General features: G+C 45.8%; 10 protein-coding genes. 7 read left to right on the top strand and 3 right to left on the bottom strand.

What is annotated here, in order from left to right:
* Positions 1–111: 111 nt before the first annotated feature.
* The 5 genes from sov (at position 112) to RT717_RS20840 (ending at position 9769) form a co-directional block, all read left to right on the top strand.
* Positions 112–7200, top strand: a complete 7089-nt coding sequence (gene sov / locus RT717_RS20860) for a T9SS outer membrane translocon Sov/SprA (RefSeq protein ID WP_317488290.1) — start codon at positions 112–114, stop codon at positions 7198–7200.
* 58 nt (positions 7201–7258) lie between these two features.
* Positions 7259–7639 carry a glycine cleavage system protein GcvH gene (gene gcvH, locus RT717_RS20855; protein WP_317488289.1) on the top strand — a complete coding sequence of 127 codons (381 nt, stop codon included), beginning with the start codon at positions 7259–7261 and terminating at the stop codon, positions 7637–7639.
* Position 7640: 1 nt separating this feature from the next.
* Entirely contained in the window at positions 7641–8030 is a 390-nt protein-coding gene (locus RT717_RS20850) for a VanZ family protein (RefSeq protein WP_317488288.1), read from the top strand.
* A gap of 64 nt (positions 8031–8094) precedes the next feature.
* On the top strand, positions 8095–8769 hold the full coding sequence (locus tag RT717_RS20845; protein ID WP_317488287.1) for an energy transducer TonB: 675 nt from the start codon (positions 8095–8097) through the stop codon (positions 8767–8769).
* Between the two features lie 160 nt (positions 8770–8929).
* Positions 8930–9769 (top strand): energy transducer TonB, encoded by an 840-nt coding sequence (locus tag RT717_RS20840; protein ID WP_317488286.1) that lies wholly within the window; start codon positions 8930–8932, stop codon positions 9767–9769.
* Positions 9770–9783: 14 nt separating this feature from the next.
* On the opposite strand, the gene RT717_RS20835 is transcribed toward RT717_RS20840, so the two are convergent.
* The 3 genes from RT717_RS20835 to RT717_RS20825 are packed head-to-tail and all read right to left on the bottom strand — an operon-like array spanning position 9784 to position 15029.
* Entirely contained in the window at positions 9784–10662 is an 879-nt protein-coding gene (locus RT717_RS20835; protein WP_317488285.1) for a YicC/YloC family endoribonuclease, read from the bottom strand.
* A 45-nt stretch (positions 10663–10707) separates the two neighbouring features.
* Positions 10708–13962: a translocation protein TolB gene (locus tag RT717_RS20830; RefSeq protein ID WP_317488284.1), complete on the bottom strand. Its 3255-nt coding sequence runs from the start codon at positions 13960–13962 to the stop codon at positions 10708–10710.
* Complete coding sequence (locus RT717_RS20825; protein WP_317488283.1) at positions 13959–15029, bottom strand: NAD(P)/FAD-dependent oxidoreductase; 1071 nt, start codon at positions 15027–15029, stop codon at positions 13959–13961. Before RT717_RS20825 ends, RT717_RS20830 begins: the two co-directional genes overlap by 4 nt.
* A 56-nt stretch (positions 15030–15085) precedes the next feature.
* On the opposite strand from RT717_RS20825, the gene RT717_RS20820 reads away from it, so the two are divergent.
* Positions 15086–15733, top strand: a complete 648-nt coding sequence (locus tag RT717_RS20820) for an MBL fold metallo-hydrolase (RefSeq protein WP_317488282.1) — start codon at positions 15086–15088, stop codon at positions 15731–15733.
* Entirely contained in the window at positions 15730–16422 is a 693-nt protein-coding gene (gene pssA, locus RT717_RS20815) for a CDP-diacylglycerol--serine O-phosphatidyltransferase (RefSeq protein ID WP_317488281.1), read from the top strand. Before RT717_RS20820 ends, pssA begins: the two co-directional genes overlap by 4 nt.
* The last annotated feature ends 62 nt before the right edge of the window (positions 16423–16484 follow it).

The following is a 16484-nucleotide window of genomic DNA, read 5'->3' as shown; positions in this document are numbered from 1 at the left end:
TTTACCATTTTACCGTTTGAGGAGGAGATTTTTAAATACTACTCTAGTACTCTTGTGTATTTCGCTTGTGCTCAGCGCTTTACTTGCTAATGCTGAGCGCTCTTTTTTTTATTGGAGGACGCCGATAAGTATTTTCTCTTTAAGCAAGACACCATACCAGACTCACTCAAAGGGCCCTACCAACCCTCAAAGACGCCTACATTCGAACCTATTGATCGATTTGGAGACCCTTTTTCTAACAAAATAAGCCCTTCCCCCCTTCAGTTAAAAAACCCCGCAAGCCTCACACTCGATGCAGAAATTGACACGTCGATGAATTACACCATCTATGAAAGGATAGGGGACGTGAATTATCGGCCAACCACCACCATGACGTTCGAGGAATTCAGCAAGTGGAAGGAAGAAGAAATGCTGCGGGAGTATTGGAGAAGCCGGTCAAGGGGCCTCGATGGAGAAAGTGCGGTGAGTGGTAGGAGGCTTATACCTAAGCTGTATACCAGTCCTCTTATTGACCGGATTTTTGGTGGGAGCTACGTCGATATTCAGCCCAATGGGTTTGTAACGCTGGATTTTGGAGGCAGGTGGCAGAGGATAGACAATCCGCAAATACCAATCAGGCAGCAAAGAAACGGCGGATTTGAATTTAATCAGCAGATAAGCCTTAACCTGGTCGGCAAGGTTGGCGACAAGCTCGCTATCACAGCCAACTTCGACAATAACAACTCTTTTGATTTCCAGAATAACCTAAAGATGGAGTACACTGGTTATGAGGAGGATATCATCAAAAAGATTGAGGTGGGTAACGTGAGCATGCCCATCAGCAACAGCCTTATTTCCGGCGGGCAAAGCTTGTTCGGGGTGAAGACCCAGTTGCAGTTTGGGAAGCTGTTTGTGACAAGTGTCGTCTCCCGCCAGCAGGGCCGAAATGATGTTATTACCCTGGAAAGCGGGTTTCAGGGACGGGAATTTGAAGTACGTGGCTCAGACTATGACGATAACAGGCACTTTTTTCTAGGGCATTTTTTTAGAGACAATTATGAAAAGTGGCTGGGCAGCTTGCCTCAGGTAATATCGGGCGTGAATGTAACCAGGGTCGAGATTTATGTGCTGAAAAGAAACGGAGATACCCAAACGTTGAGGAGTTTGCTAGCCTTTCAGGATCTTGGAGAAAGCGATAAAGCTTACCGCAAAGACAACCCTAATTTGAGTCCCGTTCAAACCAGTTATCCGGCGAGCAACGATGCCAACGGCTTATTCAAGTCCCTGAAGGCGAACAGTGCAATAAGGGACGCCAACCAGGTCGATGGCATTCTGGAGTCGAGTTACAACTTTATGAACTCCGTCGACTATGTAAAAATCACCTCCGCCAGAAGACTTGATGAAAAGGAATTTGTGCTGAACAAACAGCTTGGTTACATCTCCCTTCTTAGAAAACTGACAAATGACGAAGTGCTGGCAGTAGCCTACGAATACACCTACAACGGCCGAACCTTTAAAGTAGGCGAATTGATGGAGGACTATCAGAACTTGTCGGAAAATGAGCTGCTGCTATTGAAAATGCTCCGCCCTAATAAGATCAACACATCGACTCCGACCTGGGACTTGATGATGAAAAACATCTATAACCTGAACGCCAGCCAGGTGGATAGGGAGGGGTTTACGCTGAGAATCCATTATCGGGATGACTTGACGGGTATCGACAATCCAAGTTTGCATGAGGGGGCTCTTACGAAAGACCAGCCGCTTATCCACCTTCTCAAGCTTGACCAGCTCAACCCCAACAACGACCCGCAACGGGACGGCAACTTCGACTATATCGAAGGAGTTACCATCGACTCGAGGAACGGAACCATTATCTTTCCTGTGCTTGAGCCATTTGGAAAAACCCTAAAAACATACTTCGATAAGGACAATGAGCAAAACCTCATCCAGAAGTATGCTTACGACACCCTTTACCGAACAACAAAAGCTGATGCTGAGCAGGTGTCGTCCAAAAACAAATTTTTCATTTTGGGTAAGTTTCAGGCGGGAGCATCCAACGAAATCGTGTTGCCGGGCATTAGCATTTCACCCAATTCTGTTGTAGTCACTGCTGGCAACACACTGCTGACCGAAGGTTTGGATTATACGGTCGACTATAACCTGGGAAGGGTGAGGATCATTAACGAAGGCATACTCAACTCCGGGAAGCAGATCAATATTTCATACGAAAAAGCTGATGTTTTCAACTTTCAAACCAGGTGGCTCACCGGAACACGGTTTGACTATAAGATCACTGAAAACTTAAACCTGGGAGCAACGTGGCTCCACCTGAACGAACGTCCTGGCGGCATTACAAGATATAGTGTTGGCAACGAGCCGACAAAAAACTCGCTGTACGGCTTCGATTTAAACTGGAGCAAGGAGTCGAGGTTCCTGACCAAAATGGTCGACGCACTCCCGTTCGTAGACACCAAGGAGCCTTCCCGAATTACCTTCACTGGTGAAGTGGCCCAAATCAACCCAGGTACTTCCAATGAGGTAGGTGGCGAAGGTACATCCTACATCGACGACTTTGAGTCGGCGGTAACACCCTACAACATGGGCAATTTCCAGGCCTGGAAGCTTGGGGCCACTCCGCAGACACCCGGGAACCGGTTTGACTTAAGCAACCAAACGGGTGACAAGCTTGGCTCCGCTTTCAAAAGAGCAAAAATTGCCTGGTATATTATCGATAACGTTTTTTATCGAAACGGAGGGCCGAACTCTCCCCCTAACATTACGGAGAAGGACAAGGACAACCACTACGTCGCTGGCATTATCCCTCAGGAAATCTACTCTCAGAGAAGCCGGAATATAGTTAACACCAACGAACCGATATTTGACATCGCCTATTTCCCCTCAGAAAGAGGACAATACAATTACAACCCCGACCTGGACACCGATGGCTTACTTAAAAATCCCGAATCAAACTGGGGAGGTATTACCAGGGCAATTACCTCTGACGTAGACTTTGACAAGACAAACGTCGAATACATCGAATTCTGGATGCTGGATCCATTTATCGACGACAATGACGGACGTGGCAGGGTACTCGACGGGTTGTTTAACCAGCCTAATACTACCGGTGGCGAACTGATCTTCAACCTGGGTAGCATCTCGGAAGATATAATCAAAGATGGACTCCATGGGTTTGAAAATGGAATGCCTGCCGATGGCGGGACGGAAAAATTGACAACAACTGAGTGGGGAAGAGTAACGCAGCAGCAGTACCTCACCGACTATTTTGACAATCGTGCTTCTGCAAGACCTAATCAGGATGTTGGTCTCGATGGTCTTAAAAATAGTGAAGAAGCCAGTTTTTTTAACGACCGCTTCGTGAGCAAACTACAAGTTTCAGGTACCGCAAGAAACAAGATCCTTGAAGACCCCTCTGGTGATAATTTTGAGTACTACTTAGGAGCCGAGCAGGATGCCCGGGACGCAAAGATCCTGGAACGCTACAAAAACTACAATGGCATGGATGGCAACACCCCCGTCCAAACTGCCAGCGGAGAGAACTTCACACCATTGGGCAGCGCCCTGCCTGAGAACGAGGACTTGAACAAAGACAACACTATCAACGAGTTGGAGGAGTATTACGAATACAAAATCCCACTAAAAAAAGGACAGCTTGAAGTAGGTAAAGGATATATTGTTGACCGGGTAGTGGGTGGTGAAGGCGGCGAACGTACCTGGTATCTTTTCAGAATCCCTGTTCGAAACCCCAGTAGAATTCAGGGCGATATCTCGGGGTTTAAAAGTATCAAATACATGAGGATGTATTTGACGGGCTGGAGGCAACCCGTCGTATTGAGAATGTCCAAATTTCAACTGGTGGGAAGCCAGTGGCGGAAGTTCACTGAGAGCCTGTATGACAGAAGCTACAACGAAGTTCCCGAGCAGTACACTTCGGATTTTACCATTTCGGTGGTAAGCATCGAGGAAAATAGCAAAGCCAGCGAGGGAAAGTCGCCTTACACTTTACCTCCGGGAATCAATCGTGACCGAGACAACACCACCGTTATACAGCGCCAAAATAATGAGCAATCAATTCAAGTTTGCGTTGATAACCTTGAGGACAGGGACGCCAGGGCTATATTCAAGAACGTCAATTTTGACCTGATCAACTACGGTAAAATCAAAATGTTCCTGCACGCCGAAGGAGATGGGCTGAACGATGATGATGTTTCAGGCTTCATTAGGTTCGGAACGGATTTTGACCAGAATTACTATGAGATTGAGGTGCCCTTGAAGGTAACTCCTTCTAATGTAGAAGGCTCTTCGGGCGAAGCACTACAGCGCCTTGTTTGGCCAGCCGAAAATGAAATAGATATTGAATTTAACCAGCTTTATGCTGTCAAATCGGCCCGAAACCGGTCGAAATTCAACGTGGAATTGCCCTATACTGAGCAGGTTGGGAACTACAAAGTAACAATTGTAGGAAGACCGGATATGAGTTCTGTGCTTACCATGATGATTGGTGTGAAAAACCCGGAGTCGCCCGACCAGCAGCCTAAATCTGTCTGTATTTGGGCCAACGAGTTGCGGGTAACCGATTTTGATAATACCAAAGGCTGGGCAGCCAACACCAGGCTAAATGCGCAGCTAGCTGATTTTGCCACCGTCTCAGGTTCAGCCAGAATCACGACCGTAGGCTTTGGAGGGATCCAGCAGCGGATTTCGGAAAGAACAAGGGAAGAAACCATCAGCTATGATGTTTCAGCCAATGTGAACGTGGATAAGTTGCTTCCGGGCAACACAGGCATCAAAATCCCTATGTTTGCCAGTTACGAAAATACCGTGGCTACACCCAAATGGGATCCGCTCGATCCGGACATACCCCTGGAAGCCTCACTTCTTAGCATTGATACCGAGGAAGGGCAGGACAATTACAGGCAAATAGTGGTGGAGCAAGCTACACGACGAAGCTTGAATTTTACAAATGTGAGAAAGGAAAGGGTAAACCCGGATGCCAGGCAGGACTTTTACGACATAGAAAATTTCTCTGTCAATTACTCCTATAGCGACGTGACGAGCAGTAACGTGAATACGGAGAGTTATTTATTGAAGAACTATAGGGGAGGAGTTGGGTACAACTACTCAACGCAGGGGCTGGTGCTGGAGCCGTTCAAGGACTCGGAGGGCTTGAAAAGCCCCTACCTAAAATTCATAAAAGACATTAATGTATCACCGCTGCCTAACAATATTTCCATCAGGGGCGATTTAGACAGGCGGTTTGCCAGAACGCAGTTAAGAAATGCCAACCTAACCACGGTAGGCCTCGATCCATTTTATGAAAAATACTTCACCTTCAACAGGTCATATAGTGTTCGATGGAGTGTTTTCAAAAGTCTTACGCTCGACTATAATGCCAGAGCAAGGGCCATTATTGATGAGCCCGAGGGTGATATAAGCACACAGGCTGCGAAGGATTCCATTTGGACCAATTTGAAGAACCTTGGCCGTATGAAGAATTTTGACCAAAATGCGAGCGCCAACTACAGGCTGCCCTTCGACAAGTTTCCCGTCACCGACTGGGTAAGCGCCGATTTGCGTTATGCCGTTGGCTACACATGGACGGCCGGTTCCGTCACGCAAGCCGATACGCTGGGTAACCTCATCCAAAATACAAGGGAAAGGGCTCTGAATGGAAAGGTTGACCTGGTAGGCTTATATAATAAAGTCCAGTATTTCAAGACGATAAATGCCCCACCAAGACGACGACCGACAGGCCCTGCTCCCAAAGGACCAAGGACAAAAGTTGACACTACTGAGGCAAAGAAATCTGAAAATAAAGCCTTTAAAGGGCTGTTGAGGCTCTTGATGTCGGTCAGGTCAATCAACGGTACGTACAGCATAAGGGAAGGCACCATGCTGCCAGGCTTCAGGCCAAGGGCTTATTTATTTGGCCTGGACAGCGGCTTTAATGCGCCTGGCACTGACTTCATCTTCGGTAGCCAGGATCCCACCATCAGGTACAGGGCCGCAGAAAACGGCTGGATTGCCAAAAGCACGTCTCTTTCGGCGCCTTTTACTCAGAACAACACCACAGATTTGCAGCTAAGGGCTAATATTGAGCCATTCACGGACCTAAAAATTCAGCTTGACGCAAAGAAGACTGTGACGGGTAATTTTCAGGAAATATACCGATACGACGATGAATTGGAGAGCTTCCGTTCGCTGACACCATCCCGATCGGGTAGCTACAATATTTCTATTTTAACGATCAACACAGCTTTTATTAAAGATGACACCGCCAATATCTCGTCTGTTTTCAAGCAGTTCGAAAACAATAGGAGCATTATAAAAAGCAGACTCGACGCTTCAAACAGTGCCGGAGAGTATGCCCTCAATTCCCAGGATGTATTGATTCCTGCGTTTTTAGCTGCCTATACCGGTCATTCTGCCAACGATGCCTCATTGTCGCCCTTCCCGAGGATTCCAATACCTAACTGGCGGGTGGACTACGCCGGGCTGTCACGGATACCGAAGCTTGCACAGGTGTTTTCATCCATTAACCTTACCCATGCCTACACCTCAAGTTTGAGTATCAACAACTTCAGCAACACACTGGCTTACACTGATTCGCTATCACCACTTAATGCCGATAATTTTGACCTTACTAATCAGATAGAGAATTATCCGATGGCCTCTCTGAACGGGGAGAATGGGCTGATTCCTATATATGTGCTGGGCCAGGTGTTGGTGTCCGAGCGGTTTGCCCCCTTTTTGGGGATTAACTTAAGAACTAAATCGAGGGTAACGGCCAGGATAGAGTACAAAAAAGAGCGGAACCTAGCACTCAACCTCTCCAACAGCCAGGTGACGGAGCTCAAAAGCAACGACGTGACACTGGATTATGGAGTCACGAAGTCGGACTACGAATTGCCGTTTAAGGTACAGGGAAGGACAGTGACCCTTAAAAACGATATTACTTTCAGGGTGGCAGTGACCGTCAGAGATACAAAGACATTACAAAGAAAAATTGACGATGAGCCGACCATAACGGCGGGAAATATCAACTATCAGGTACGGCCAACCGTGAGCTATATGCTCAATGACCAACTCAATCTTCAGTTCTATTTTGAACGAAACCTTAACCAGCCCAGGATTTCGAGCTCCTTTAAGAGAGTGACAACTGCTTTCGGGGTGCAGCTCAGATTTAGTTTGGCGCAATAATTTTTCACTTAAAACAGAAGAGTGTACTTTTGCTGACTTTAAAATAAAAGAGATATCCATGAACATTCCCGAGAATTTACTTTATACCAAAGACCACGAGTGGGTTAAAGTTGACGGAGATATAGCCACTGTTGGCGTGACTGATTTTGCTCAAAGCGAACTTGGTGATATCGTGTACGTCGAAATAGAAAAAGAAGGAGAAGAGGTTGCCCTTGCTGAAGTATTTGGCACCGTTGAGGCTGTAAAAACTGTTTCTGACCTGTTTATGCCATTGAGTGGAGAAGTGACTGAGGTAAATGCGGCACTGGAAGCGCAGCCAGAGCTTGTAAACAGCGATCCGTATGGCGAGGGCTGGATGATCAAAGTAAAAGTGTCGAATATTTCGGAGAAAGAAGAGCTTTTGTCAGCGGCTGCTTATAAGGAGCTTATCGGGCATTAAGGTGTTAAGACTTTTTCAAAGCCTTAAGTATATATGGGTGGCTTTGATCCTCTACCTGACCTTAAGCCAGGGCGGAGGCAGTGGGTGGTTTGAGTTTCTTAAATACCCAGGGGTTGATAAGATTGGCCATTTTGGTCTGTTCTTTGTTTGGGCCCTGCTTTATTTCCCGGAACTTGTTGTGCGGGAGACATTGTTGATAGATGAAAAGCCAGTAAGATTTTGGATTGTTGCAACTAATTCCTTAGTTTTAGGAATGCTGATTGAGGTTGCTCAAAGCTTCATCCCATACAGGAGTTCAGAATGGCTTGACTTGCTTGCGGATGTTTTGGGCTCGGTGACTGCTTTGCTGGCAGTAAATTTTGTGCGGCGAAAGAAATCTAATTTGAATTAAATTTCTTAATCGTTACATTTGAAATTACTACGAAAAGATTAACTAACTACTAAATTGATTTTCAATGGAGGCCAAAAAGAGCGAGAAAGCAGATCTTGAGAGAAAGACCGGACTGTTTTTCAACATAGGCCTGGCTGTGAGTTTACTTCTTGTCATTACCGCTTTCGAGTGGAAGTTTTATGACGATGGTAACTTGGTTGACCTTGGTCAGGTGGATGATAACTTTGAAGACTTAATGGAGATACCTCCAACCGAGCAGCCACCACCACCACCACCGGTGATTCAGCAGCCTGAGATTATCGAGGTGCCTGATGAGGAGGAAATCGAAGAAGAAATTGAGGTAAACCTTGACGTTGAAATCACTGAAAACACAGTGATAGAAGACGTGGTGTTCGAAGAGGCGCCTGAAGAAGAGGTTGCTGACGAAATATTCACGATTGTGGAAGACCAGCCAGAGCCTAACGGCGGTATGGCAGCATTCTACGCCTACGTTGGAAAGAACATGAAATACCCCAACCAGGCAAGAAGAATGGGTGTTGAGGGTAAAGTGTTTGTTCAGTTTGTTGTTGACAAAGATGGATCAATCACTGAAGTTCAGGCGATAAAAGGTATTGGAGCTGGTTGCGATGAAGAAGCCGTAAGGGTGATTCAGGAAGCGGCTAAGTGGAAACCTGGTAAGCAGCGTGGACGCCCCGTGAAAGTAAGAATGATTCTTCCTATTACCTTCAAGCTTGGATAATTCAGGACATAAGTTATAGAAGGAAAGCCCCAATATTGGGGCTTTTTTTATGACTAAAATCAGAGGACAGGGCCCTTGTAGATCATATCTATTTAGCTGAAAATGGAGGACTTTGGTATTGAAGTTTGGCGAATGGCCAATCAATTTAATACCCAAAGCCATGAAAATTTCACAACCCATACCCGCAGAAAGCCGTGATTCAAGCAGCAACATTCGAGGCACGGTAGATAACCCCGAAAACTATTTTCTCAGATCGCCCAAGGCAGATGCCCTTATCAGGAAGCAGAAGCAGGCAAACCTGATTGGTGAGTTACTGGACCACAAAAGGAGTAAGGCATTAAGAGACCACGATTTGAGCAATCTTTTCTTTGTGCTGGGGCTCGCTATTTCGCTATTGCTTGTTATAGTAGCATTTGAATGGAAATTCTATGACTCAGGCGACCAAATTGAGTTGTCCTGTCTTACGGGAGATGAATTTGAGGATTTGATAGAAATTCCACCAACTGACCAACCTCCCCCACCTCCTCCGCTACAAAACCAGCCGGTAGTTATCACTGAGATCAGCGATGAAATTGAGCTTGAGGATATTGATCTCGACCTTGATGTGGAGATCACCCAGGACATGCGGATCACTGATCCTCTGCCAGCGGTGATGGATGAGCTGCCCGAAGAGGAGGCCGAGGAAATATTTGTCATTGTGGAAAACAAGCCCGAGCCAAAAGGTGGCATGCAGGCGTTTTACAAGTATTTGGGAGAAAACCTGGTTTATCCCCAGAATGCCAGAAAAATGAACATTTCAGGTCGGGTTTACCTCCAATTTGTTGTGGAGAAAGACGGGTCGATCAGCAATATTGAGGTGGCTAAAGGTATTGGCGGTGGCTGCGATGAAGAGGCAGTTCGGGTGCTTTCCGGGGCGCCACCCTGGAACCCTGGAAAGCAGCGTGGCTTGCCCGTGAAGGTTCGGATGACTATACCCATCTTTTTTAGTCTCGGGCAGTAAAACCCGCAAGAGAGCTAGAGAATATTAAGAAGCTGTTCTTTGATTTTCTCCAGCTCTTCTTTCATTTCTATTACAAGCCGTTGCACGATGGCATCGTTGGCTTTGGAACCGATAGTATTTATCTCTCTGCCGATCTCCTGTGAAATGAAGGCCAGCTTTTTACCGTTCGAATCTGGGCTGCCAAGTGCTTCAATAAAAAAGTTGAGGTGACTCTCCAGCCTGACTTTTTCCTCGGCTATATCGAGCTTTTCTATGTAGTAGATCAATTCCTGCTCGAAGCGATTTTGGTCCACCTTTTCCTTGCCTACCACGTCAATGAGGTTCTTTTCAATTCTTTCCTTGATCCCCTTGATTCGTTCAGGGTCTCTTTTAGCTACTTCGGCAAGGTTGTGACGGATGACGCCGATGTACGATACGAAGTTGCCATAGAGCACTTCACCCTCTCTGTCCCTGAATTTATCGCAGGCCTCAAGGGCCTTTCTCATTGTTTGAAGAACTTCTTCCAATGAAATCCTTGCATCTTCTGTATCTTCCTTTTGCTGCAACACCTCAGGCATCTGCATAGTTTGCCTGAAAAGTGACTCATCAGAAACAACCAGATTTGCTGAAATGCTCTTTAACTGCTGGAAGTATTGTTCGAAGAAAACACTGTTTACAGAGTAACGAACCTCTTCCTTTTTGTTCTCTTCGTAATCAAAGTTGATGTTGACTTTCCCTCTGATGAGGATTTCTGAAATTAAAGTCTTCACCTCCATTTCGTACTCCTGAATAGCCTTTGGAAGCTTTAGCGATAAATCCAGAAATTTAGAATTAAGTGTTTTTACTTCGATGGATAGCTTACACTCGCTGTTTTCAAAGGAGGCACTTCCGTACCCGGTCATGGATTTTATCATCCCGAAATTTATGACAATTATCTAAAATGGTAAGCTTTTAGCTTTTTAAAAGTCGAATCCGAGTGTAAGGTAAAATCTCTTCCTCTGAACTTCGTAGTCTTCAATAGGGTAAGCCATATCAAGCTTAATGTAGTACCCCAGCAGGTAGGTTCTCACACCAAATCCGTAGCTGGCCAGCCATGCTGATTTCGAATTACGGATGACTGCCTGGAATGGAGATCCGGGAACCTTGTACGTAATAGTGTTTACGTTATTGTCTTCGTTAAAGGGAGAGGCACCGGTCCAGGCTGAGCCAAGGTCGTAGAAAGAAGTAAATTGAAGGTTTCTGAGAAAGTTAGATGAAATAGGGCCCCGGTGGAAAAACCGTACGACGGGGAATCTAAGCTCTGCATTGAACAGCAATACATTGTTCCCATTTAGTTTGTTATAATTAAAACCTCTCAAGTTAGTGACGTAGCGTAAAAAGAGAATGTCGCTATTGTCTACTCCATACATGGGTAGTATAGGGTCACGCTGACCGGTGGTGTCGGTCCTGTTGAAAAGCCAGTTGTCCATACCGCCCAAAACGTATGTTTTGGCATCGTTGCCAAAAAATCTTCCATACATGAAGCGGGTAGCAAAGATCAGCTCCCGGTAAATCTTCTGGTAGTGCCTTACATCTACCTCAATGTTGTTGAAACTTTGCGCCGTAGAGCCCAGGTTTTGCGAGAGGTTAAATGCAACTTTTGCTCTTGTCCCCTCAATGATATTTGTGCCATGCGAAATCGTGTTATCAAACACTATTTCCGACTTGAAGCCGGCATAAGATGTACTTATGTCGGTGGGGAAGCTCGGTGGAGAGGTGCTCAGCGTCCGGTAGTCCAGCTCCAGAAATCTTGTGGTAGAAAAGAAGGGTTGAAACGCTATCCGTGTATATACGCTCAGTGGCAGACTTGCACCAACCGTGTATGTGTTAAGTACATATTTTTGGTTGGCGGCTTCCAGTTGATTATTTCCATTGGATTCTCTGCGAATAACTTTTCTGTCATAGCGCATCTTAAAATCGACTCTGTATTTCAGGAACTGGTACTCGCCAAAAATATCGCCTTGCCTCAGGTTGGCAATGGCCAGTGCTCCGCCATAGAAATGATGATCCTCGGTCATGTCATTCATGCGGGTTTCGAGTAGCATGCCAAACTTTCGCAATGGATCAATGACAAATGAGGTTGTTACGTTGTTGGCGCTAAAACGTGGCTCGTAAGGAATCGGGCCCAATATTTTGCTTTTTCTCTCCACGCCCCTGAAGTTGGAAAGGAAGGAGCTCGACTCACTCCTTTCCTTAATCACATCATTGTCGAATTGGTAATTTTCAGTATCAATGAGGTCTGACCTTCCGGCCAGAGCTGGGTCATTCAAAACGCTTTTTTTCTCAGCCTCTTTTTGGATTTGTTCCGCTTTTTCACTCTTTACGCTATCCACTATTTGTTGCTGAGCTGCCTTCCGTTCTCCTAGCCGCTGCGTTAAAAAGCGAGCCTGTTGAACGTCTTGCCGTAATGTTTGCCGGGTAAAGGTCGGGGTTCGGTAGTCGAAGCCCTCAGTCTTGTAAATTTTGTCTACGCCATCGTTCAGCATAATGGCCGTCAAAGTCTTGCTCGCCGGATCAACATCGTACGACTTGATGCTTGTATTGAAGTTTGATACCTGGCTGTAAATGCTGTCTTCCCTGTTGTATCTGTAAAGGTTAATAATTCCCTTTTGGTCGCTTAGGTACAGGATGTTGTAAGTATCAAGCGGCTTGGGAAGGTAGTTGCTGCTAATGTTGTTCGTTAGCCTCACCACCACATTTTTGGTAGTGTCAAGGTCGTACAGGAACAGGTTGTAGTGGCTTGGAAGGTCTTTTAAAGTTTTAGATGCCGACTTCAGAGAATCTGTTGGTCGGTTGCTGCTGAACACAATGGCATCGGTACCAGGCAGAAAGCTCGGCGTAATGTCGTCCCACACGTCGTTGGTAAGGCGCCTTAGGGCGTTTCTGGTTAGCGACACCAGGTAGAGATCGTTTTGGCCGTTGATGTCGCCACTGATGACAGCCAGCTTGCCGTTGCTATTGAAGGCAATATTGTGCACCTGCGAAAACCTTTCCAGCGGCCTTCTGATCAATGATTTGCCTAGGATATCGTACTGCACGTACTCATAAAGGCCGTACTTGACATCCACAATTCCCAGGGTCACATTGTCCACCCAGTTGAGCATTGGCACTTTCAAATCTACATCCTGATTGATCATTCTGTAGCCACCGGTCATAACTCTTGTGGATTTTCCAGTTTCCAAATTCTTTACAAAAACCCGGTATTTACCGTTGTCATTGATTACGTACGACAGGTGCTTGCCGTCGGGACTGATTGAAACGGTGGTAAAGTCTTTGTCTTTTTTGCGGTGAGTGATAAAACTGTCTTCTTCAGGCGACCGGTACTCACCTTCAATGGTTGTGTTAGCATTCAGGTAATAATTTTGCCAGTCGGAGAGAAAGGTTTTGAAGGGCACGCCCAACGTGCTGGCGATACTGTTTTCCTCATTCCGAATGATTCTGGTGAGGTTCAGGATGTTGGAGATATTGCTTCGGCCGTATTTTACTACTATGTAGTTCCAAATCGACTGCCCAATGAGGCCTGCCTGGTCGTAAGAGTACTTGTTCAGCTTCTTGAATCGCCCGTTTTTCTGTTGGAAGTCACGCATGAAGTCATCCATTTCGATGGACCAGCCATTGGTCACATACATGGCGGCACCTTCGATAAACCACTCGGGCAAGCTGAGCAGATAGGTGTTTTGGAACATGTCGGTAAGGCTCCCGCCAAACATCATGTCTTTGATGAGCATGCGGGAAATCTGATGCAGCAGTTCTTCTTTAAAGCCCAGCATGGTGCCAGGGTAAGCAACTTCTACTTGTAGTTTTATGAAATTGGTTTTTCCGCCTACGGCAAACGTCTCATCGTTGACGCCAATATTGCTTTGCTGAAGGTCGGCTACTGAATTGTAGAGGAAAATTTTTGTTTTAGCATACGGGGCATAGCCAAGAATGTCGGTAAGCTTGTCGAACTCAACTTCGAGAAACTCCGCAGCTGCCTTGGCGTAGTCTTCACCACCCTGGTAGAAATAAATATCAAAATTTTCGGCGCTGTAAAAAAACCACTCGAAGTTTTTGTACTGAACCCTGTTTTTTCCAAATCCACCCGAAATATTCTGGGCCGACAGATCAGAACAAAAAAGAATAAAGCCAATTAATAAGCCAGTTTTCCAATAACGCTCCAGTTGCCTGTTCATCATCCTACATTTCTCTCAAAATATAAAGAAAAATATCTTTCAATACTGACTTCCTTGCTCAATGGTTTTTGGCCGACAAGGTAGTCTGCCATTTCCCTGGCAAAAAAGGGACTTAAAGATACGCCTTTTGTTCCTAACCCATTGAAAATATGAATGTTTTCATGAGCAGGATGTTTTCCTAAAAAAGGACGCCTGTCTTTGGTAGAGGGTCTTATCCCCACCATGTGATTGGTTATTTCAACGCTCCCTTTGTATAAGTAGTTCAACTTTTCCAATATCTCCTTTTTTCCTTGTTCAGTCGGCAAATAATCCGGTTGCCGCCAATTGTAAGTCGACCCCACTCTCCAACGTTCATTACCTGCTGGTAGCATGAAACAACCCCTGTTAAAAATAGTGTTGCTGCCAAGGGAGGTGCTGACTTCGAGAATTTCCCCCTTTAGCTCATGCAGTGGCAACCATGAGAACAAATTCCCATGTTGTGCCCCAACTCCCTGCGCCAAAACCAAATTGTTTGCCTTCAGGCCTTTATAACTTATACTAGTGTTTGCAATAGAAAGGTTGTCTTCATGAAACATTTCTTCGGTAAAACACCCTTTAGCTTCCAGGTATTTTTTTGAAGCCTCCAAAAATATTGTGGTATCGATGAATCCAGCCTTCCTGAGATGAACCCCGCCGTATGGATCGTGAAACAAATGAGAGTCGTGAGGATGGCTGGTCACTTTGGCAACGTAGGCTGAGAACTGTGGATCGGCTGACTTGGCCATCCAGTCATTTTGCTCATCGATGGAGGTAAAAGGCCTGTAGATACCGATTGGGTGAACAAACTTTGCGTCGAGCATCGACTCCAGGCTTTGATAATAGGGCTCGACGATTTCAAAAAGTGAATCTGCTTTCCATGTTTTTACCAGCCTGTTGCCTGTTATGGGATTGTAAAGTCCCGCTGCCACTTTGGAAGCACATGGCTGCTTTGAGTCTGCCATCACCATTACTTTCTTACCTTTGTCCAGCAGTTCAAATGCCAGCGTGGTGCCGGCCAGTCCCTGGCCAATAATAAGAAAATCAACTTCCATCAATTTTGTATTTTGAGCCTCAAACCTACAAATTTGCCTCCTAAAGCAAACCTCGCATGCTCAAAATAAAAGCCTTTGCCTTCAACCCGTTTCAGGAAAACACTTATGTGTTACACGACGAGACAAAGGAATGTGTAATCATCGATCCGGGTTGCTTCGACACATCTGAAAAACTCGAGCTGACCGATTTTATTGCTTCTAATGGACTAAGACCAGTTAAGCTACTCAACACCCATTGCCATATTGACCACGTGTTGGGCAATGCTTATTGTAAAAGGAATTTTGGCATTGAGCTGTATGCCCACAAAAAGGACGAGCCTGTGCTCAGGGCCGTAAAGGCATATGCCTCCAATTATGGGTTTGCTGGCTACGAGGAAAGTGAGATCGACCACTATATTGATGAAGGCGATGTTGTGGAATTTGGCTCGACTAGCCTGGATGTTCTTTTTGTGCCTGGCCATGCACCTGGCCATGTGGCATTTTACCACGCCGATACCAGGCAGCTCATGGGAGGGGACGTGCTGTTTCGTCAAAGCATAGGAAGAACCGATCTTCCCGGAGGCGACCATAATACGCTCATCAAAAGCATTCATGAAAAGTTATTTACCTTGAGTGACGATGTGGAGGTTTTTCCCGGCCACGGTGAAACGACCACTATCGGATATGAGAAAGTTTATAACCCTTTTTGTGGCTTGAAAAGATGAAGATAAAAGCCCAGGTACCTAATATTCTCACTGCCGGCAACCTGGTTTGCGGCTGTATAGGCATTGTGATCGTGCTGTCAGGTAAAGTGGAAATGGCACCTGTTGCCGTGGTAATGGCGGCGGTGTTTGATTTTTTCGACGGTTTTGCCGCAAGAGCACTAAAAGTGTCGAGTGCTATTGGCAAGGAACTGGATTCACTGGCTGATATGGTAAGTTTTGGTGTGTTGCCCGCCGTCACTGTTTACCAACTGCTTAAAACAAGTCAGACCAACGAGTTTCTCCCCTACATCGCATTCTTAATTGCCGTTTTTTCGGCCTTTAGGCTGGCTCAATTCAATATAGATACTAGGCAGTCGGACAAATTCATAGGAGTGCCCACGCCGGCAAATGCGCTTTTTTTCACTTGCCTGGTTTGGACGGCTGGCGCTTTCCCAATCGTTGTTAATACATATGTGCTCGTTGGCTTGACCCTGCTTTTTTCCTGGTTGCTGGTATCACCTTTTGAGATGATAGCGCTCAAGTTCAAAAGTTTTGGATGGGCGGGGAATCAACCGAAATACCTTGTCATTCTAATGGCCATGCTGGTGATTGTTATTGGTGGCTATACGCTACTTCCGCTGGCCATTTTGCTGTATGTTCTAACATCCATCCTGAGTCATTTATTTCAAACTAAGTCGTCTGCAAGCTAATTTCTTAGCTGAATGCTTTTATTTTTGAAGAATAATTTCGCTAAGCCAGCGTTTCTCCATGG

Source organism: Imperialibacter roseus (assembly GCF_032999765.1).
Lineage (GTDB): Bacteria > Bacteroidota > Bacteroidia > Cytophagales > Cyclobacteriaceae > Imperialibacter > Imperialibacter roseus.
Note: the sequence above shows the minus strand (reverse complement) of the source record. Positions and strands in the feature narration are given on the sequence as shown.

Excerpts from the sequence above, each read along its gene's own strand:
- gcvH (WP_317488289.1), top strand. The coding sequence starts at position 7,259 with ATGAACATTCCCGAGAATTTACTTTATACCAAAGACCACGAGTGGGTT.
- RT717_RS20845 (WP_317488287.1), top strand. The coding sequence starts at position 8,095 with ATGGAGGCCAAAAAGAGCGAGAAAGCAGATCTTGAGAGAAAGACCGGA.
- RT717_RS20840 (WP_317488286.1), top strand. The coding sequence starts at position 8,930 with ATGAAAATTTCACAACCCATACCCGCAGAAAGCCGTGATTCAAGCAGC.
- RT717_RS20835 (WP_317488285.1), bottom strand. The coding sequence starts at position 10,662 with ATGATAAAATCCATGACCGGGTACGGAAGTGCCTCCTTTGAAAACAGC.
- RT717_RS20830 (WP_317488284.1), bottom strand. The coding sequence starts at position 13,962 with ATGATGAACAGGCAACTGGAGCGTTATTGGAAAACTGGCTTATTAATT.
- RT717_RS20825 (WP_317488283.1), bottom strand. The coding sequence starts at position 15,029 with ATGGAAGTTGATTTTCTTATTATTGGCCAGGGACTGGCCGGCACCACG.
- RT717_RS20820 (WP_317488282.1), top strand. The coding sequence starts at position 15,086 with ATGCTCAAAATAAAAGCCTTTGCCTTCAACCCGTTTCAGGAAAACACT.
- pssA (WP_317488281.1), top strand. The coding sequence starts at position 15,730 with ATGAAGATAAAAGCCCAGGTACCTAATATTCTCACTGCCGGCAACCTG.